Source organism: Rufibacter sp. XAAS-G3-1 (assembly GCF_013623775.1).
Classification (GTDB): Bacteria; Bacteroidota; Bacteroidia; order Cytophagales; family Hymenobacteraceae; genus Nibribacter.
On the sequence record NZ_JABFAM010000009.1, the window covers coordinates 61,370 to 80,361 of the forward strand.

The 18,992-nt window shown below is 50.9% G+C and carries 13 protein-coding genes and 1 pseudogene; 7 read left to right on the plus strand and 7 right to left on the minus strand.

Translation table 11 applies throughout. From position 1 onward, the window contains the following. Nucleotides 1-352 precede the first annotated feature (352 nt). The 4 genes from HHO50_RS11830 to HHO50_RS11845 all read left to right on the plus strand — a co-directional run bounded on the left by HHO50_RS11830 (nucleotide 353) and on the right by HHO50_RS11845 (nucleotide 6,526). Nucleotides 353-3,193 carry a PAS domain S-box protein gene (locus HHO50_RS11830; RefSeq protein ID WP_181306267.1) on the plus strand — a complete coding sequence of 947 codons (2,841 nt, stop codon included), beginning with the start codon at nucleotides 353-355 and terminating at the stop codon, nucleotides 3,191-3,193. A 420-nt stretch (nucleotides 3,194-3,613) separates the two neighbouring features. Continuing rightward, nucleotides 3,614-3,997, plus strand: a complete 384-nt coding sequence (locus HHO50_RS11835; RefSeq protein ID WP_181306268.1) for a hypothetical protein — start codon at nucleotides 3,614-3,616, stop codon at nucleotides 3,995-3,997. Nucleotides 3,998-4,411: 414 nt separating this feature from the next. Then, the gene (locus HHO50_RS11840; RefSeq protein WP_181306269.1) at nucleotides 4,412-5,596 is read left to right on the plus strand and encodes an SDR family oxidoreductase; all 1,185 of its coding nucleotides are present in this window, start codon (nucleotides 4,412-4,414) and stop codon (nucleotides 5,594-5,596) included. 189 nt (nucleotides 5,597-5,785) lie between these two features. Next, a complete protein-coding gene (locus HHO50_RS11845; RefSeq protein WP_181306270.1) occupies nucleotides 5,786-6,526 on the plus strand; it encodes a hypothetical protein in 741 nt (246 codons plus the stop codon). Between the two features lie 690 nt (nucleotides 6,527-7,216). Here HHO50_RS11845 and HHO50_RS11850 read toward each other — a convergent pair. Then, on the minus strand, nucleotides 7,217-9,688 hold the full coding sequence (locus HHO50_RS11850; RefSeq protein WP_181306271.1) for an outer membrane beta-barrel family protein: 2,472 nt from the start codon (nucleotides 9,686-9,688) through the stop codon (nucleotides 7,217-7,219). A 975-nt stretch (nucleotides 9,689-10,663) separates the two neighbouring features. On the opposite strand from HHO50_RS11850, the gene HHO50_RS11855 reads away from it, so the two are divergent. Beyond that, nucleotides 10,664-11,017, plus strand: a complete 354-nt coding sequence (locus tag HHO50_RS11855) for a hypothetical protein (RefSeq protein ID WP_181306272.1) — start codon at nucleotides 10,664-10,666, stop codon at nucleotides 11,015-11,017. Between the two features lie 94 nt (nucleotides 11,018-11,111). On the opposite strand, the gene HHO50_RS11860 is transcribed toward HHO50_RS11855, so the two are convergent. The 5 genes and pseudogenes from HHO50_RS11860 to HHO50_RS11880 all read right to left on the minus strand — a co-directional run bounded on the left by HHO50_RS11860 (nucleotide 11,112) and on the right by HHO50_RS11880 (nucleotide 14,468). After that, nucleotides 11,112-11,366, minus strand: coding sequence for a hypothetical protein (locus HHO50_RS11860; RefSeq protein WP_181306273.1), 255 nt, complete (start codon nucleotides 11,364-11,366; stop codon nucleotides 11,112-11,114). A 230-nt stretch (nucleotides 11,367-11,596) separates the two neighbouring features. Beyond that, nucleotides 11,597-11,932: pseudogene (locus tag HHO50_RS11865) on the minus strand (ABC transporter permease); the annotation flags it as partial. Between the two features lie 718 nt (nucleotides 11,933-12,650). Next, entirely contained in the window at nucleotides 12,651-13,829 is a 1,179-nt protein-coding gene (locus HHO50_RS11870; RefSeq protein ID WP_219921529.1) for a nitrate/nitrite transporter, read from the minus strand. 79 nt (nucleotides 13,830-13,908) lie between these two features. Next, nucleotides 13,909-14,232 (minus strand): type II toxin-antitoxin system PemK/MazF family toxin, encoded by a 324-nt coding sequence (locus HHO50_RS11875; RefSeq protein ID WP_181306274.1) that lies wholly within the window; start codon nucleotides 14,230-14,232, stop codon nucleotides 13,909-13,911. Continuing rightward, nucleotides 14,223-14,468, minus strand: a complete 246-nt coding sequence (locus HHO50_RS11880) for an AbrB/MazE/SpoVT family DNA-binding domain-containing protein (protein WP_181306275.1) — start codon at nucleotides 14,466-14,468, stop codon at nucleotides 14,223-14,225. Before HHO50_RS11880 ends, HHO50_RS11875 begins: the two co-directional genes overlap by 10 nt. Before the next feature lie 530 nt (nucleotides 14,469-14,998). Between HHO50_RS11880 and HHO50_RS11885 the strand changes: the two genes are divergently transcribed. Beyond that, nucleotides 14,999-15,892, plus strand: coding sequence for a hypothetical protein (locus HHO50_RS11885; protein ID WP_181306276.1), 894 nt, complete (start codon nucleotides 14,999-15,001; stop codon nucleotides 15,890-15,892). Nucleotides 15,893-15,987: 95 nt separating this feature from the next. Here HHO50_RS11885 and HHO50_RS11890 read toward each other — a convergent pair whose 3' ends face one another. Next, nucleotides 15,988-16,782, minus strand: coding sequence for a thymidylate synthase (locus tag HHO50_RS11890; protein WP_181306277.1), 795 nt, complete (start codon nucleotides 16,780-16,782; stop codon nucleotides 15,988-15,990). A 289-nt stretch (nucleotides 16,783-17,071) separates the two neighbouring features. Here HHO50_RS11890 and HHO50_RS11895 point away from each other — a divergent pair, with 289 nt between their 5' ends. Continuing rightward, nucleotides 17,072-18,865 carry a DUF885 family protein gene (locus tag HHO50_RS11895; RefSeq protein ID WP_181306278.1) on the plus strand — a complete coding sequence of 598 codons (1,794 nt, stop codon included), beginning with the start codon at nucleotides 17,072-17,074 and terminating at the stop codon, nucleotides 18,863-18,865. The last annotated feature ends 127 nt before the right edge of the window (nucleotides 18,866-18,992 follow it).

The window sequence follows — 18,992 nt, forward strand, 5'->3', positions numbered from 1 at the left end:
TAAAAGGCCTATGAGCCTGTTTAAATTTGAGGTTTGCAGTGTAAAGATGACCTTGTTCTTCCTGTCTTTGTGCGTAAGCTGTTTCTCTGCGCATTCCTGCCAGAGGTATAAACCAACCGCTCCAAGGACAATCCTGTCGCTGAAATTGAATTTTTTTGATGACGTAAAAAACAGTATCTTACAAGGTTGCCTGTAAGGTGCGCTATAAATCAGCCCCTAAAACCCTGCTATATCATCTGCCCCTGGCATTAAGAAGCGATATAAGGGCTACGTTTACTTTACACTGTTTACCGGCTTCACAGAAACAAGCATTATTCCTGAAAGTGAATAATGCTTAGGAACAGCAACACCCATGAAGGAAAGCGAAAAAAGATACCGGAGATTGATTGAAGCCAGCCATGATTTGCTGGTGACCGTGAACCTGCAGGGCAACATCATAGATACCAATGAGGCGGCGGTGAAATTTACGGGTGTAGACCGCGAAACCTTGACGGGGTCAGACTTCTTCGTCTATTTCACCGAGCCGGATCTGGTGCGGGAAGTATTTGAGGAGGTACTGGCGCATGAATCGGTGACCAACGTCCCGTTTACCCTCCTCCATACCAACGGCACCCACACAGACGTGCTGTTTGATGGCTATGTCTATAAAGACGACCTCGGCACCTCTTTGGGCGCTGTCATAGTGGCCCGCGAAATAGCCGAGAAAAAGTGGGCGACAGAATTAGGTCTCGCCAACAAAGAACTCGCCTTCCAGCACCACGAGAAAGAAAAGCGCGCCAATGAACTGAGCATCGCCAATGAAGAGCTGGCGTTCCAAAACCACGAGAAGGAAAAGCGGGCCCAGGAGTTGAGTGTCGCCAATGAGGAATTGGCGTTCCAGAACGATGAAAAAGAAAAGCGGGCCCAGGAGTTAAGTGTCGCCAACCAGGAATTGGCTTTCCAAAACGACGAAAAAGAGAAAAGAGCCCAGGAACTGAGTGTCGCCAACAAAGAATTAGCGTTCCAGAACAACGAAAAGGAAAAACGCGCGCAGGAACTGAGCATTGCCAACATTGAACTGGCTTTCCAGAATGACGAGAAGGAGAAACGCGCCGCCGAACTGGTGATCGCGAACAAAGAACTCGCTTTCCAGAACGATGAGAAAGTGAAACGGGCCGCCGAACTCCGGATCGCCAATTATGCCCGCGGGCTCATTGAAGCCAGCCGCGACCCGTTGGTCACCATCAGTCCCGAAGGGAAAATCACCGACATGAACCAGGCCACCGTGAAAATTACGGGCATGTCTCGGGAGCAGCTGCTCGATTCTGATTTCTTTACCTATTTCACGGAGCCCCAGATGGCGCGCGAGGTGTACCAGGAAGTGTTCGCCAAAGGAGCCGTGGCAGATTCGCCGCTCACCCTGCGGCACAAAGACGGCAAACTGACCGATGTGCTCTTCAACGGGTCGGTGTACAAGAACGACCAGGGCGAAGTGTTGGGCGTGGTGATTGTGGCCCGCGACGTAACCGACCAGAAACGGATTGCCACCGAACTGAACGAAGCCAAGATAGCCGCCGAACTCGCCACCGAGCTGGCCGAGGAAGCCCAGGCCAAAGCCGAAAGCGCCACCCAGATTGCCGAAGACGCCGTGAAGGCGAAACAGCAGTTCCTGAGCAACATGAGCCACGAGATCCGCACGCCCATGAACGCCATCATCGGGTTTACGAAGGTGGTCTTGAAAACGGAAATCACCGAAAAGCAGCGCGAGTACCTCACCGCCATCAAACTCAGCGGCGATGCCCTCATCGTGCTCATCAATGACATCCTGGATTTGGCGAAGGTAGACGCGGGCAAGATGACGTTTGAGCAGATTCCTTTCAAGCTCTCGGCCTCCATTTTTGCCATGGTGCATCTGTTTGAAACCAAAATCCAGGAACGCAACCTGGAATTGGTCATGGAATATGATCCCAAGATTCCGGAAGTACTGGTGGGTGACCCAGTGCGGCTGCACCAGATTATTCTCAACCTGGTGAGTAACGCCGTCAAATTCACCACTGAAGGGAAAATCACCGTAGGCGTACGCATGCTGGTGCAGGACGCGGAGAAAGTGATTCTGGAGTTCTCCGTCACCGATACCGGCATCGGGATTGCGGCCGCCAAGCTAGGCTCCATCTTTGATGATTTCCAACAGGCCACCAGCGGCACCTCCCGTCTGTACGGGGGCACCGGGTTGGGCCTGGCCATTGTCAAAAATCTGGTGGAGCCCCAGGGCGGCACCATCTCCGTGAAAAGCAAGTTGGGCGAAGGCTCCACTTTCAGTTTTATCCTCAGCTTCAACAAAACGCTGGAGAAAGTAGATTCAGACCTGGGTTTGGACATTGAGTTGGAAACCGGTTTCAAAGACGTGAAGATTCTGGTGGTGGAAGACATCGCCTTGAACCAACTCCTGATGAAAACCCTGCTGGAGGACTTCGGCTTTGCCATGGACGTAGCCGACAACGGAAAAATCGCCCTGGAAATGCTGAAGGACACCTCGTATGACATTATCTTGATGGACTTGCAGATGCCCGAGATGAACGGGTTTGAGGCCACCTCCTACATCCGGAATGAACTGAAGTTGCAGGTGCCCATCATTGCCCTCACCGCCGACGTGACCACCGTAGACGTGGAGAAATGCAAGGCCGTGGGCATGAACGACTATATCTCCAAACCCATTGACGACAAACTGCTCTACAGCAAAATCATCAGGTTTTTGAAGGATGCGGGGTATGACAAAAAAGCCGCGGTGCAGAAAATAGAAGACCTGCAAACCAAGCCCTTGACCTGCGTAAACTTCGATTACCTTAAAAGAATCACCAAAAACGACACCCGCATGGCCGAGATGATCCGCCTCTACCTGCAGGAAATCCCGGCTTTGGTGCAGACCATGAAAAAGGCCATGGCCGAAAAAGACTGGGGCACCCTGAAGCATGCAACCCACTCCATCATCCCCACCTTCGCCACCATGGGCATCAACCCAGAATTTGAGGACATCGCGAAAGCCATCCAGGCCTTGGCGGCGAACCAACTTTCCACTGAAGACGGGCAAGGAACCAGCGAAGAAACCATGGCCATGCTGTACACTTTGTTCTCCAAAATAGAAACCGTCTGCGCCTTGGCGGCCGAAGAACTGGAGGGAAAACTGGTGGCCCTGTCAGCGACTATCACAGGATAACAAAGTGAGGTTGAGGCCGCTTCATACCTTAAAAGCACCTTCTTCTGCCGGCCAGGCCTCTACCCACAACGTGGTGATATGACTTTCTGTTTTAGCTCTATTTCCCAGAAAACAGCCTTAAAAGGAAAAGCAAGCCCCGCCCGTTTTTAGCTTCTTTTAGGGAAAACAGGCGGTAAACGGCGGCGTTTTTTTAGAGCTTGTTTACATTTGAGGTTTGCTGGCTCAACTAACCAGAGAAAGGTTCTGCGGAAGCGTTTTTGGAGCAGCGTAGCAGCGCTACGGTGCGAGAAAAAGGTGAACGCAGGTTCTTTTTATGGTCGTTTGTAGCGCAAAGATGAAATTTAAACATGCTCTTAGTCAGCAGAAACAACCCTTGGTTTTCGGTTCCGTTTTTGAGAAAGTCACTAAACGCAACATTCCATGAACACGAAACCAATAGGGCCCACCACCCACGGAGCCATTGATTACGGCTTTGTCACGCTGCAGGCCCTCGCCCCTACCTTGTTTCATCTGAAAGGTTCGGCCAGAACCCTGTGCTACGCCTTCGCCGGTACCCAGGGCCTCATCAATACCTTCACTGATCATCCGCTGGGGCTGAAACCGTTTATTCCTTTGCGGGTGCACGGCCAACTGGAGACCCCGTTTGTACCCGCCCTGGTAGTATTGCCCTGGCTTACCGGTGCATTGAAACAACGCAACGCCCGCCGCTTCTTCTTCTCCTTCTTCGCGGTAGCCCTGGCCAACTACCTGCTCACCGACTATAAAGCAAACGAGCGGAAAGAAAGCAAACCAGATGCCCTGTAGGTCTGTGGGGGAATCTGTTTCAAGCCTGTTTTCTGGAAAATAGCCCTGAAACGCTCTGTAGATAAGACCTTGAAGCGGTGTGTCTGGATCTAAACGGCACAGAACATGTAGCTGAACTTCCGCACAAAGCATGGATTTCACCCTCTGCTGATGCGTTTTGGAGCAGTTTTACAGAAAATAGGCCTAAAACCCGGAAACCTGTGAGGTCTCCAAGACCTCACAGGTTTAAGACCAACTGGCGCGAGACTCCAGTCTGGTGACAAAGGATGAAGCGAGTCTGCAGACTCGCCGGGCACCACCAACAGGTTGGCGTAACATCAGTTAGTAAAACTTCTTATGCTTTTTTTCGTGAATGGAAAGAATATATCGGGAGGCCCGCGTGGCCTTGCCACCCAATTTTACTACCCTATGCAAATGAGAATTCTACCACAATTTACTGCTTTAGATTTGCCTCAGTTTTTCAAAAACAGGCCCGAAACGCCGCAGGTGAAAGAGACTGCCAAGCCGGTAAAAACAACGCTGCCCGTTCGTTCCCTTGCCCCCATCACTTCGGGCAAACGGCCAAGGAAAGCTTGGGCGATTCATAAACTTTATAGCTTCCTGGTGGTGCTGTGTGCCTTCTGGCTGGGCGGCTGCGCTACGTCTGAGTTGGGTTCCAGCGGTCAGAAGAAAGTAGCGGGCAAAACCTTTGTGATTGTGGGCGCTTCCAGCGGATTCGGGCGCGGCGTGGCCGAACAATTGGGCGCTTACAAAGCCAACGTGGTGTTGGCGGCCCGCCGGGGCGAACTGCTGGAGGAAATAGCTACCAAGATCAGGGCGGCGGGCGGTACGGCCTTGGTGGTGCCCATGGACATCAGCAAACCCGAGGATGTGCAGCGGTTAACCCAGGCTACCTTGCAGCAATACGGCAAAATTGACGTCTGGATAAACATGGCGGGTGTGGGCGCGATTGGGCGTTTCTGGGAGATTCCCATTGAAGACCAGGGCCGCATTGTGGACATCAACCTAAAAGGATTCATTTACGGAAGCCACGCCGCTATTCGGCAATTTAAGGCGCAGGGCTACGGCACGCTCATCAACATGGGTTCCATAGAAAGTGTGAATCCGCTGGCGTACCATGCCTCTTATGCCGCCACCAAAGGCGGAATCCTCAACCTGGGGCAAGCCATCAACCAGGAACTCAGACTCAGCGGGCTGAAGAAAAACATACGGGTAGTTACGGTAGAGCCTTGGGCGGTTGACACGCCGTTTTGGGGCCATGCCGCCAATTACACCGGCAAAACCGCCCGCATGGCCATCATGGACCCGCCCAGCAAAGTGGTAAACGCCACCATACGGGCATCGCTGCGCGGAAGGCACGAAAAACCGGTGGGCTGGAAAGCGAAGGGAGCCTGGGTGTCGCACCGGTATTTCCCCCGTTTCACGGAGTGGCTTTCGGGCAATGTCATCCATAAATCGCAGATGCGGAACGCCGCTCCGGGGCCAAACACGTCTGGTGCCGCCTTTGAGCCCATGCAGACGGGCAGAGGCGTGGACGATGGCGTGCGCCAGCGCATGCACGAGGAAAACAGAAGACGCAAGCAAAACAAGAACAAATAAGGCGTGCGCTTCAGAAGGGAAACTTTAAGCGTTGGTCATTCCCGCTATAACCTGATCTCCTGGCAATCCCTTTGTAGCTTGTAGTACCCGTTAAAGCAAAAGAGGCAGCCGGAACGCTGCCTCTTTTGCTTTAACGCTTTGCGTATCTTTGGACAACCTTACTCCCCATTCCCTCCGTTCTCTGCTTGTATGAACCGTATGATCTCGCGTGCCACCGCCGAACAGCTTCTCCAGCAGATTCTGGACTTGGGGTTACCAACGCACTATGACTATGAGAAACACCGCCTCATCTTGCTGGACGAACAGGAAAACGAACAGGTGTCTTTCCGGCTTCCGCTCACAACTCCTCCCCTTCAAAACCTTTCTTTACCCCAGGCTCAATTGGTTCAGTATGTCATTCTGCTCATTCAGGCGGGCAACTGCGCCATGGGGTATTTTGAGGATGGCGTAAACCTGAACCACAAGGTATTCCGGTCGTACATGGTGCGCAAAAAACAGGGCAAAAGCCAGATCAAGTACCTGAAAACCAAAGGCAAGTCCCGGGCGGGTTCCCGGGTGCGGCTGGGCGAAACAGCGGAGTTCTTCGAGAACATCAACGGCCGGTTACAGGAGTATTTTGAGCGGCATGAGATTCACCGCATCGCGTTGAGCTGTTCCAAAACCCTGCTCCCCTACCTGTATGACTCTAAAACTGCCACGCCCTTTCACAAACGCGACGAGCGCCTCTTCAAAATCCCAAAACACGTGCACACCCCCATCTACGAGGTCATGATGAACACGAACCGGTTTTTGCAGCGCGGCGAATTGCTGTACGAACCCATTCACCAACCCCTCATCACGCAACTGCTCCCCGAAAACCTGAACGAAGAACCAGAGGAAGAAGACGAATTTGAACCAGAAGAAATGGATGATATGGAAGAGCCGGAATAGGTGAATTTTGGGTAGTACAGAAAGATTGATGATAAACTAAAACAGAACACCCGCTCGCGTCCCGCGAGTGTGGGCTACCTGGGCCTCTGGCCGCTTTCTGGTGTAAGTACAGAGACAGAGTTTGAATGATTGGTGCACCTTAGAAGGAGATGGTGGAACGCTAAAAACCACCCCTACCCCTCTGAGGAGGGGTAGGGGTGGTTTTTGCTGGAGATGGGAATACTTGTAAGAGATAAGGCATGCCTGGTCTCTACGGGTTCCATCATCACCGCTTCTGCTACTTTCCCCAGTTCCAGTCTTCCCCGAGCGCGCCTCGCTTTTGGCCATAGATAAGCAAAACTAAAAGAGATAAGCAGTACAGGCCGAAAGGGCAGTGCGAGAGGGGAAGGCGGGGCCTCGCGGCCGTGAGCGCATACCGCTAGAGATGAAACAACACAGCACCTGCACCCACGAGAAAAGCAGCCAAGCCAAGGGAACAGCATATTCCGTGCACCTGCTAATATTCAAGCAAGAGCAGACAATCCAAGGCAACAACATAAGGCGTGCCCCCACCAATCTCCCTAAAGAAGCCAGTTCCAGACATTGGCCAAAGTGCAGAAAGGAACTATTTAAAGCGGCGGGACGCCGGGGTAACTCACACTCGCCAGAGGCGAGCGAGTGTAGCCTTAAACAGCTTCTGTACTGTTTCTCTTAGGTACGGTTCAGTTCATCCAGGCTGTTGGTTCTGCGTTTGGGGTCAAATTTCTGGCCTCGGCTAAAGTTGTAGCGCAAGGTGACACCCGCACTGCGGTTGTAGAAGTACTGGTCAAAATCATTGATGTGGCGGCCCAGGCGGGCATCAAACCTGATGCGGTAGGTTCTGAAGATATCATTCACGTTCACACTAAGGTCTAGTTTCTTGTCCAGAAAGCTCTTTCTGAGCCCGGCATGCACCCACCACATAGGATGAATCCTGTACAACCCAGAGACACCGGCGCTTCGGGCCACCCCGTTGAGCTCCAACTGAACACCATAGGGCAGCAGAATATTATGGTTTGTCTGCAGTACATACAACACGTTTTTATTCACCTCTTGTACATTGCCTACCATCATCCTGACCTCATTGTAGGACACCGTAACCGTGTTGTTGGTATCCCATTTCTTCATGATTTTAACGGGGGCAATGGCGGCCAAACTGAAGTTCTTGGCATCATCTACGTTGCCGATGGTGTAGATAGTGGTGGCATTCTCTACGTCCAGAATAGGCAATTCAGCCATTACATCTTGTAGTTGCTGGTAGTTGAACACCAGGTTGTAGTCCTTCCTGAACGTTTGCGTAATACCGATGGCATGGGTGTATTGTGGGCGTAGGTACGGATTTCCAGTCCAGTAAGTGTAGGGGTCTCGGTATATCACGAACGGATTGAGGTTACCGTAATTGGGGCGCTGGATGCGGCGGCTATAGCTGTAACTAACCTGGTAATTCTCGTTTACCTTCTGCTGCACAAACACGCTGGGGAACAGGTTCAGGTAATCGCGGTCGGTGACCTGGCCCGTGGTCAGTTGCTCTCCTTTAGACTGGGTTTTTTCGGCCCGTAATCCTATCTGCACCGTGTAGCGCTCCCCTAGTTTATGGTTCCAGTTCACGTAGGCGGCAAAAATATTCTCGCTGTACAAAAAGTGGTTGGTGCGGTTGGGGTCTAGCACCAGGCCGGCATTGTTAAAGTAAAACTTGGAGTCGTTGTCAGACACTACCCGGCTGGCTTTCGCCCCTAATTCCAGTTTTCCCAGCTTGCGCAGCTTTCTAGTGTAATCCACTTTGCCCGAGTAGATGTCAAACCCGTTGTCTGAGTTGGCATACAGGAAATCCTGCTTGGTGGGCTGCTCGGCGTGCACCTGCCCAAAGTAGTTGTAGAAATTGGAATACCCCAAGTTGGAGATCTTCACAAAATCAAGGTCGGCCGAAAAGCTGGAGCCCACGGTATCCAGTTTTGCCACGTAGTGCAGGTTGGAAGTGACATTGGTAAAGGTGTTGGTCACATAATTATTGGCGGTAATGTATTCTTCGGGCTGATTGGGGTTGTTTCCGATAAACGTAGCCGTATTGAAGTCTTCCCATCTGGTGTTTCGGTTGAAGTTGACCATGCCGCCAATGCTGTGTTTGTCATTAATGGCATAGTCGGTTCCCATACGAACCACCGGCGGGCCCAGGTTCCTGCTTTTTCCGTAGGCCTCCTGGTTGAAATACGTGGTTTCTTCATCGGTGTAAAACACGCGGGTAAAGGTGCCATCGCGGTTATACGCCCGGCGCTGGTATTCCAGGCTCAGAAAGGAATTCCACTTGCCTGCTTTGTAATTCATGTTGCCGCCCACGGTAGCCGCCAGTTGCTTGAAGTTGTAGGTAGAGGTGACAAACACACTTCCGTTCACTCCCCGCAAATCATTCTTCTTCAGGTTGATGTTCAGGATTCCCGAGGCTCCTTCGGCGTCATACTTAGCCGATGGATTGGTGATAATTTCAATGTTCTTGATGTTCTCGGCGGCCATGCTCTGCAAGAGATTGCGCAAGTCATTGGCCGAAAGGTACGTCAGTTTGCCATCCAGCATCACGGTTACGCCACCCCGGCCGTTGAGTTGAATGTTGCCGTCCTGATCCACGAAAACGCCCGGTGCTTTGGTGAGCACATCAAAGGCGGTTCTGCCCGCCGCCAGGGCCGTTCCCTCAATACTGACCACCAGTTTATCGGCTTCCTGCGTGATAAGCGGCCGTAAACCGGTCACCGTCACTTCCTTCAGGTTGGTGGTAGCTTGCGCCAGTTTTACAAGCCCCACCCGCACCTCCGGCGAACCCTCAGACAGCGTGATGACCGGGCTGGTTTTGGTTTGATACCCAAGGAAACGGAAGGATAAGACATACTCCCCGTAAGGCACATTCTGGAAAGAGTAGTGGCCCTGGGCATTGGTGAGGGTGCCTCCGGCCGACGCATTGGTTCCCTTCAGCAGCAAGGCCACGGTGGCGTATTCAAAGGGTTTTCCGGTGAGCGAGTCGGTTAGGGTTCCGGAGATGATGCCGGTAGGTTTAGGTGCATTTACTGCCGGAGCCACGGTTTGTCCCCAACTCACTTTCGGGAAGGAAAGGCAAAGGCATAGCAGGCCCAGCCAAAAGAGGGCTCTTTTTTTCATAGTAGGGACGTGGTTAGAAGCGTGTGTTGTTAGGTTGGATTCTGGTGATACACTACACTTAAAAAGACACAAGAAAAAGGAAACCGTTGCACGATGCGCCGAAGTAAGATCAAAAACACCACTTTCTGGAAATAGGAGAAGCACTCTTTTTAGCGTTTTTGACCTGTTTTCCTAAAAATGAGGCAAAAACTACTTTTATGATTTAAAGCTGATAATTAGCTGCTTCCGCGATGCCGCCTGCTCCAAAGACCTCTTAGCGTCTTTAGACCTGCGAACGTCTGGTGCGATAGCTCGCCAATCAGGAGATTGGCTGTCCGAAAGTGCGTAGAGCGCTGACGCTAACTCTACGCACAACAAAGTATGGTTCCCGGCGAGTCTGGAGACTTGCTTCATCCCATGTCACGAGACTGGAGTCTCGCGCCAGTTTACTCTAAACCTGTGAGGTCTTAGAGACCTCACAGGTTTCCGTGTTTTGGGTCCGTTTTCCGCAAAACAGCCCCAAAACGCATCGGCGGGGCTCCCCTGTCTGTTGGAGTGTTACTTGTTGCATTACCTGTATTCCCCTGCAAAGGCATCTTCTCCTCCTGGGCTCATCTTGCAGGGAAAAATGGGCGACAACTTATTTCTTGAGAATCACCAAGAATCAGACCGCTCTTTCGGAGTTCCACTCCGGAAGCAAGCTGCCTGCCGGGAGTTCCATTCCCCCTCTTTGATTCCCCTTCTTTGGCCCGTGGTTCCCGGCGGAGTAGAACTCCGCAGCAGGCAGGTTCGGGAGTAGAACTCCCGAACAGCTTGGCAGCTTGGCAGCTTGGCTTGTCAGGGGACAAGCCAAGGAAAGGATTTCCTTTTTCCCTACAAGATTAGCTTGTGAGGGGTGGGTTCTACTCTGCGCCATCTTCAGCTATGGCGCAGAAATCATTTAATAGGGGTACCAGGTAAATTTTATATGGGGCGGTATTAATCTTATATTGCGAAATGTTTGCGAATGAATTACGGCTGGGCAATATTGTTTTGGAAGCGGGGAAACCGGTGGTTCTTGACGTGCCCAAATTAATTTCTATCCTGAGTGGCGGAGGGGCGGCTTTTACACCCATGCCCCTCACGGTGGAATGGCTGGCTGGCGCTACGTATAATGAACTGGAGCATGAGTTCACGTTTCCCGAACTGAGCCAATGGGCGCTTGACCCCGAGTACAAAGAGATTGTGTTCAACGGCGGCTACATTGCCACCAGCGCCCCCGTTGAATACGTACACCAGCTTCAGAACTTCTTTTTTGTGATGACCGGCGAAGAACTACCCCTTCCGCTGGAGAAATTTCATAGCTTATAGTCCTATCTCGTCTTAAATTCCCGTTTTGGGCTGTTTCTTTCAAAAACAAACCCAAAACGGAGAAGAAGAAGTACCCTTATCTACTTTTCAGGGATTACTGTTTCGCTGCTACTACGGCCCGCTGTAAGCCTTCCGGGGTCAAACGGCAGAACAAAGACATCTCTGGGGACTGGTCTAACTCCACCAGTTTCTTGACACTAAGGTCTCTCATTTCCTGCTCAATCTCACCCAGGGAAAGCCCCGGCGTCTTCTCAGAGATTGCCGCGGCATCAATGGGCCAATTTATTTTATTTTCCTGGTCTTGCACTACCGCATACATTGCTTTCAAAATTCTGCTCTCTTTGGCCATATTCTTCCGTTTTAAACAAGTGGTTTCAAAATGAATCCTGGAGGAGACCTGCCCCCTCCTCCCCTGCATGTACGGATGCCGGACAAGGAGGATTATAATTCAAGCTGGACACTCCCCTATGGTCACCCTGAAAGGATCTTGTGGGCGTACTGGAAAGGCTTTTAATAAACGCTACTACTGCTCACTCACAGGATCTTTCCAAGATGACATATAGGTAAGAGAATGCCCTCCTATCCATCCATCCGCAGGTTGTTTACTGGGTTGAGCGTGGCTGCTTTAAGCGCTTGGAAGCTCACCGTCAGGAAGGCGGCCAAACCGGCCAGGAGCACCGCGGCCGCAAAAAACCAGTACGGAATATCAATGCGGTAAGCAAAATCTTCCAGCCACTTCCGCATGGCGTACCAGGCAAGTGGCATCGCAATTAGGGCGGCAAAAAGAACCAGTTTGAGGAAGTCTCTGGACAGTAAGGTTACAATGGAAGAAGTCTCCGCGCCCAGGATTTTCCGGATACCGATTTCTTTTTTCCGGCGCTCGGCCGCGTAGGCCGCCAACCCAAACAGTCCCAGACTTCAGACAAAGATGGCGATGCCCGTGAGTCAGCATCGGTCTCATACTCTTTAGAGAAAGGCCGCCCGGCCAATACCTTTACATCAAGGGTGTTCAGGTAATTGAGATCCACCATCAGCATACTTACCCCCTGGGGACGTTCTTGGGCAAATATGAGCTTTAAGAACTTTGAAGGAAAACTCATTCTCCGGATTGTTCTGTTACTGCTCACCTATCGTCCTTACCTTCGCAACTGCAGTCGCTCCGGAAAGGATTCAACCAGATCAACAGCACGTTCCTGACCATCAACAAGGAAAAAGAAACCCAACACCAGCAACGCATTCTGGAACTGGTAAATTCAAAAGACATATTGCCGCCTAATCAAGGAAATTCCCCCTGGAGGATTGCCCAAACGAGCGATGAGGCAGTGAGCGAAGCTCATAAAGAGGGGTGTTTACAAAGGAGAACTTGCACTGCAGATAAGTACGGACAGGTCGCGACCTGTCCTCACGCATTCCTGGTCATAACGTTTGGAGGAGATATTCCCTTTCTTTTTTCATGGTAAAGGATTTGGTAATGGCCAGCGCATAGGACAGGTCGCGACCTGTCTGTACTTATCTGCAAAAGTAAATTCCTCTTAACGCCACTTTTTACAGGCAATTAGCAATAACGATTCGTTTTCAACCTCTTTTCACAAAATCAGCCCTAAAACCACCTTCTTCCCATTCTCTCAATCCTTCAATCTCTCAGTAACCGCCACATAGCCAGCAACCCAAACAGCGGCCCGAGGGCCAGAAACAGAAACCAGTAGGTAGGTGCCACCTTCCCCTGCAAGCTGCGCAGGAACTGGATGCTAACAATGGTAATGGCAAAGCCGAGGGAATTGACAATGGTGAGCGCGGTTCCTTTGGCCTGGGCGGGGGCGTTCTGCGCCACCAACGTGGAGAATTGCGGCGAGTCCATGACCACGGCCAAGCCCCACACCAACAGCAAGCTTAGAAAGAGAGACAAGTTCAACTGCAGGAGCCACGGCGAAAGCAGACAGCACCCCATAGAAATGGCCAAAGCTCCGAACGCAGTTCTGCCGCTCCCGATACGGCCGGAAAGATAACCGCCCGCCACGCACGCCACGGCCCCTATCGCAATGATGGTAAAAGACAGCAAAGGATTGTTGAGCGGGGTTTCTGGATGCTCCTCGGCGTACAAGGCCAGGATAACGGGTACAAAAGCCCAGAACGTATACAGTTCCCACATGTGCCCGAAGTACCCGAACGCGGCCGCCCTGAAGTCTTTTTGCTTGAAAATATGGAAAAAGGCCGTGAAATCTGGCTGGCTGCTTCGGCTCCTGAACGGGCCATCTGGCACCAGCAGAAACAAACCCAGTCCGCCCAGCACGGCCAAGCCCGAGGTGGCCCAAATGACATACCGCCATGGCAGCCCCTGGGTGAGGCTTTTGAGCAGGTGCGGAAACGCCGTGCCCAACACCAAGGCACCCACTAAGAACCCCAGCGCCTTGCCCAATCCTTTCTGGTGGTAATCTGCGGCTATTTTCATGCCCACCGGGTAAATACCGGCCAGGCAAAAACCCGTAAGAAACCGGGACAGCAGCAACGTGGAAAGCCCCTCGGCCCCCAGCAAACTCACGTTAAATCCCGCACCCACCACCGCGCACACCAGAAACACGGTAGACGGCGAGAACCGGTCTGCAATGGTGAACACGGCAAACACCAACGTACCCAGAATAAAGCCCAACTGCACCGCCGAGGTCAAATGGCTGAGCGAACTGGCCTCCAACTGAAACTGCGGAATCAACTCAGGCAGCACCGCATTGCCCGCAAACCACAGCGAGGTGCAGGCAAATTGCGCCAGGACGATGGTGGGGAGAATGTGTTTGGGGATGCTTTGGCTGCTCTTCAAAAGATTAGATGATTGTCTCGAAAGCGAAATAATAGATATAGGCTACTCTGAGGCTGAACTGAGTAGCCGTACTTGTACTTCAATCTACGAAGGTTTCTTTGATCACCGCTTTGCAAGCAGCTATCTCCGTTGCATTCAGTTTTTCCAGCACTTTTATGATCCTGACTTTATCAATGGTTCTGATTTGGTCAATGACTACCCACCCCGTCTGTTTGTTGTGTTTCACCTGCACGCGGGTAGGATAAAGGCGGCTTTTGGTGGTCATGGGCGCCACCACGACGGTTCTCAGGTGGTGGTTCAATTCATCGGGCGACACCACTACGCAGGGCCTTGTTTTCTGGATTTCGCTGCCCATGGTAGGGTCTAGGTTCACCAACACGATCTCATATTGGTTTATGTCCATTCCTCGAAGCTTTCTTCCCCGAACACATCATCTAGCAAGAGTTGGTCTTCTCCCTTCTCGTGCATTTTCTGGAAGGCCTGGCCCCACCCTTTCCGTGGTGCCTCCACCGGTTTCAGCACAATCTGCCCTTCTTCCAGAATAAGCTCCACTTTGTCTTTGATGTTGTACCTCTCCAAAATAGACTTCGCCAACCGGAGCCCTTTTGAATTCCCTATTTGAATGATGGATACTTCCATGGTGCTTCTGTTATGTAGTTACAAAGTTATTACATAAACGTTTGGCATCAAGATATAGTTTGATGAACATCAATTGTATGTGGCTGTCGGTACTAAACAGGTAGTATTTCAAAGTTCTTCAATCTGGCAAGTGAAAGTTCTGGCATGTCTTATTTTTGTAATGATAGTTTTAGTTAATGAAGCTGTTTAGAGTTTTGCGCCTGTTTTCCTGAAAACACCCTGAAAACGGCGGTACAAGCGGATGCTTGCGGCAGTATGCCAATAACGGCCTCTTGTTTTTGGCCTGTTTTCATAAAAGTAGCCTAAAAACGATGGCATTGGCTGACGCTTGCCCCAGAGGAATTGCTTTAAATGCCGGTTCATGAAAAACTCTAAACAGGTTCAATTATCTGAGTGGGAGGCTCCAAGAATTCTTGAACAGTCTTCCACTTTTTTAGGCAAACCCCTAATGTTAATGGCTTACCAAATTTTCAGGTTTTTTATCTTTTGCTTTTACCCTAAAAATTTGTTATGATGTAAAAAAATAATTTATGAAAGAAATTGAGAACCCGTGGCAGAATTTACCACATCTTCCACCCTATGTTTTGCCTCAAGATAAAGAAGTGGTCGAAGCTTATAACCTTAATAATATAAATACAACCTATAAATTGAGAGTGGATGTGATGCCAGTGCCCTTTATTGGAGATGTAAAAAATAGTGAAATTGTAATTTTACTAGCGAACCCAAAATTCGTAGATGAATGGGTGGAAATAGAACGAAACCATCCAATAGTTAGAGAAAAATATTTAAAGGTTTTTGCGCATAACAGTGATTTCCCATTCTTTTGTTTAGACCCAAGTTTAAAATTTGGAAACGAATATGGTTTAGGTGAAAAATATTGGCGTGATAGATTGAAGGATTTAAATGACTACTATAATTCGGAGGATGAAGTCTTAAAGAAGATTTCCGTTATTCAATTTAATCCTTATAGTTCAGTTAATTTTAAATCAACAAAAAAGCTTAGTTCACAAGATTATAATTTCTATTTAGTAAGAAAGGCAATCGAAAGAAATGCCAAAATCATTTTAGCAAGAGGAAAGAAACTATGGCTGAAAAATGTCCCAGAATTGCAGTATTACCCATATTTAACACTAAAGAGCCATATAAACACATATCTTTCTAAGCAAAATTGTCCTGACTTATTCAAAAATTCAAATAACATGAAGAAAAACGATTCGGAAGGAATTCAAAACTTTACAGTATACCCTATAAGAAAAAACAAAGACGAGGATTACGACACTCTTATCATTAGTGGCAGCGGAAGAAGTTTTTCAAACTGCAAGCTGGAAGTTAGCGAAGGAGTTGCAATTTTTAGGAGTAAGTCTAATGAAGTCGAAGGAGTATTTTCTTTAAATAAATTTTTTATCATTAATGATTATTCGTAAAAATTAGAAAATTATAATTGATAATTCCTTTATCGCTTAATAACAAAACCAGCAAAACAACATGCTGCATGTTGTTTTGCTGGTTTTGTTAGCCATTACACCGCCACCGGCGCCTTAATCCCCGGCCACGGCTGATACTCTTCCAGCGTGAAATCCTCAAAAGAAAACCCGAAAATATCTTTCACCTCAGGGTTCAGTTTCATCTTGGGCAGTGGGCGCGGCTCGCGGGAAAGCTGAAGCTCGGTTTGCTCCAGGTGGTTCGTGTAGAGGTGCGTGTCGCCGCCCGTCCAGATGAATTCGCCGGGTTCCAGGTCGCAGACTTGGGCCACCATCATGGTGAGCAGCGCGTAGGACGCAATGTTGAAGGGCACACCCAAAAAGACATCCGCACTACGTTGGTAGAGCTGGCAGCTTAGTTTGCCGTCGGCTACGTAGAACTGGAAGAACGCATGGCAGGGCGGCAGTTTCATGTTGTTCACCTCGGCCACATTCCAGGCACTCACAATCAGGCGGCGCGAGTCGGGGTTGCGTTTGATCTGGTCAATGACCTGGGTGATCTGGTCAATGTGGCCGCCGTCGGGCGTGGGCCAGGAACGCCACTGCGACCCGTACACCGGCCCCAGGTCGCCGTTTGCATCGGCCCACTCGTTCCAGATGCTTACGCCCCGCTCCTGCAGCCAGCGCACGTTGGTTTCGCCGCGCAAAAACCACAGCAGTTCATAGATGATCGACTTGAGGTGCACCTTCTTGGTGGTCACCAACGGGAAACCTTCCTGCAGGTTAAACCGCATCTGGTGGCCGAACACACTAAGCGTACCGGTGCCGGTACGGTCTTCTTTCTTCACGCCGTTGTCCAGAATGTGGCGCATCAAATCTAGGTAAGCCTGCATATGTTTAAGTAGGAATTGAGAATTAGGAATGGGTGCTTCAAGATAGGAAAAAGTGGACATTCGGTTAGCCGAAGATAGAAACTACTTTCCCACAAAAAAGAACGGTAGACCCATGTTGGTGTAGTAGCCGCTTCTGAAATTACGTAGTTTTCAGCTACTTTCAGGAAAATAGCCTTAAAAAGAAGTACTTATACGCGCATCCATCTTTTTGCTCCTGCCGTTGGAGAAGGAGCTACGGCACCTCCCATTTCCTGTCTATATGGAGGCACCAAACCAAAGAACCTTACCTATGAGAACATTTTTGCTGATAACGCTTCTGGCGGGCGCGCTCCTGTCTTGCCAGAAGAAATCAGAGACCGCCACGGCCGCCAACGTCGCCGACAATCCCCAACTGGCCACCTTGTTTGAGAAATACTGGGATCAGAACGCCCGGTTCTTCCCCCTGGAGGCCACCGCCCAAGGCGACAACCGCTACAACCACCTGTTGCCCAATGACAACACCAAATCTTTCCGCGACAGCCTCCAGACGTTCTACCAGCAGCACCTGGATCAGCTGCACCAGTTTGACCGCGCCAGCCTGAATGCGAACGACCAAACCAGCTATGACATCTTTCAGTACGAGATGCAAACCCGGCTGGAGGGCCTCAAGCTGAATACCTGGATGATGCCCTTTCAGCAGTTCTGGGGCTTGCCGCTCACCATGGGGCAACTGGGTTCGGGCACCGGAAACCAGCCGTTCAAGACCACCAAAGACTACGAGAACTGGCTGGGCCGCGTGCAGGGCTTCACCGTCTGGGCCGACAGCGCCATCGCCAACTTCCGCCAAGGCATGGCCGCCGGGGTGGTGTTGCCCAAAACACTGGTGACCAAAATGATTCCGCAGATGCAGAGCATGGTCGTCACCGACCCCACCAAAAGCCTGTTTTACGGCCCCATCCAGAACTTCCCTGCCGAGGTTCCCGCCGCTGACCGCCAGCGCCTGACCCAAGCGTACCAACAGGCCATTACAACCCAACTGGTACCCACGTATCAGAAACTAGCCACGTTCCTGCAACAGGAATACCTGCCCAAAGCCCGCACCAATACCGGCATCAGTGAAATTCCGGGGGGCGGAGACCTCTACAAATACTACGTCAAGTACTGGACTACCACCGATAAATCTGCCGGTGACATCTACAAAACCGGTCAGCAGGAAGTGAAGCGCATCAATGCCGAAATGGTGAAGGTGAAAGACCAGGTGGGCTTCAAAGGAGACATGGCCGCATTCTTCACCTACCTGCGCAGCAACCCCAAGTTCACCCCGTTCAAAACGCCCGAGGAAGTCCTGAACGCCTTCCGCAGCATCCAGGCCAAGATTGAGCCTAACCTTTCTAAGATGTTCGGGCGCACGCCTAAAACACCTTTTGAGATAAGACAAACCGAAGCCTTCCGGGCCGCCTCCGCCTCTGCCGAGTACAACCAAGGCTCGCCAGACGGCACCCGCCCCGGTATCTTCTACGTGCCCATCCTAAACGCCGAGGAGTTCGCCACCACCTCGGGCATGGAGTCGCTGTTCCTGCACGAAGCCATTCCAGGCCACCACTACCAAATCTCGCTGCAGCAGGAAAACGAGCACCTGCCTAAGTTCCGCCGCTTCAGCTGGTACGGGGCCTACGGCGAAGGCTGGGCGCTCTACACCGAATCCCTGGGCAAAGAACTGGGCCTCTACACTGATCCCTACCAGTACATGGGTGCCCTGGGCGATGAAATGCACCGTGCCGTGCGCCTGGTGGTAGACGTGGGCATGCACACCAAAGGCATGACCCGCGAAGAAGCCATCCAGTACATGCTGGACAACCAGCCCATCTCCGAAGAAGGTGCCATCGCCGAGATTGAGCGCTACATGGCCATCCCCGGACAGGCCCTCTCCTACAAAACCGGCCAGCTTAAAATCAAGGAACTCCGCGAGAAATACCAGAAAGACCTAGGCGACCAGTTCAAACTCGCCTCCTTCCATGATGAACTGCTAAAGGACGGGAACATGCCTTTGAGTATCATTGAGCAGAAAATGGACGACTGGGCGAAGCAGCAGAAACCGCAGTAAAGCTTCGGTTTGATTGAGAAGATTTTTGTACAAAGAAAGCCCGCGGCATAGTTGCTGCGGGCTTTCTTGATTGTGATAGAACTAACGCTCAACTTTTAAATCACCCCCTTTTCTCCAGCAGATACTC

What these genes read in the sequence shown, in the direction of transcription:
- HHO50_RS11830 (WP_181306267.1), top strand. Translation starts at nt 353, where the DNA reads ATGAAGGAAAGCGAAAAAAGATACCGGAGATTGATTGAAGCCAGCCAT.
- HHO50_RS11835 (WP_181306268.1), top strand. Translation starts at nt 3,614, where the DNA reads ATGAACACGAAACCAATAGGGCCCACCACCCACGGAGCCATTGATTAC.
- HHO50_RS11840 (WP_181306269.1), top strand. Translation starts at nt 4,412, where the DNA reads ATGAGAATTCTACCACAATTTACTGCTTTAGATTTGCCTCAGTTTTTC.
- HHO50_RS11845 (WP_181306270.1), top strand. Translation starts at nt 5,786, where the DNA reads ATGAACCGTATGATCTCGCGTGCCACCGCCGAACAGCTTCTCCAGCAG.
- HHO50_RS11850 (WP_181306271.1), bottom strand. Translation starts at nt 9,688, where the DNA reads ATGAAAAAAAGAGCCCTCTTTTGGCTGGGCCTGCTATGCCTTTGCCTT.
- HHO50_RS11855 (WP_181306272.1), top strand. Translation starts at nt 10,664, where the DNA reads ATGTTTGCGAATGAATTACGGCTGGGCAATATTGTTTTGGAAGCGGGG.
- HHO50_RS11860 (WP_181306273.1), bottom strand. Translation starts at nt 11,366, where the DNA reads ATGGCCAAAGAGAGCAGAATTTTGAAAGCAATGTATGCGGTAGTGCAA.
- HHO50_RS11875 (WP_181306274.1), bottom strand. Translation starts at nt 14,232, where the DNA reads ATGGACATAAACCAATATGAGATCGTGTTGGTGAACCTAGACCCTACC.
- HHO50_RS11880 (WP_181306275.1), bottom strand. Translation starts at nt 14,468, where the DNA reads ATGGAAGTATCCATCATTCAAATAGGGAATTCAAAAGGGCTCCGGTTG.
- HHO50_RS11885 (WP_181306276.1), top strand. Translation starts at nt 14,999, where the DNA reads ATGAAAGAAATTGAGAACCCGTGGCAGAATTTACCACATCTTCCACCC.
- HHO50_RS11890 (WP_181306277.1), bottom strand. Translation starts at nt 16,782, where the DNA reads ATGCAGGCTTACCTAGATTTGATGCGCCACATTCTGGACAACGGCGTG.
- HHO50_RS11895 (WP_181306278.1), top strand. Translation starts at nt 17,072, where the DNA reads ATGAGAACATTTTTGCTGATAACGCTTCTGGCGGGCGCGCTCCTGTCT.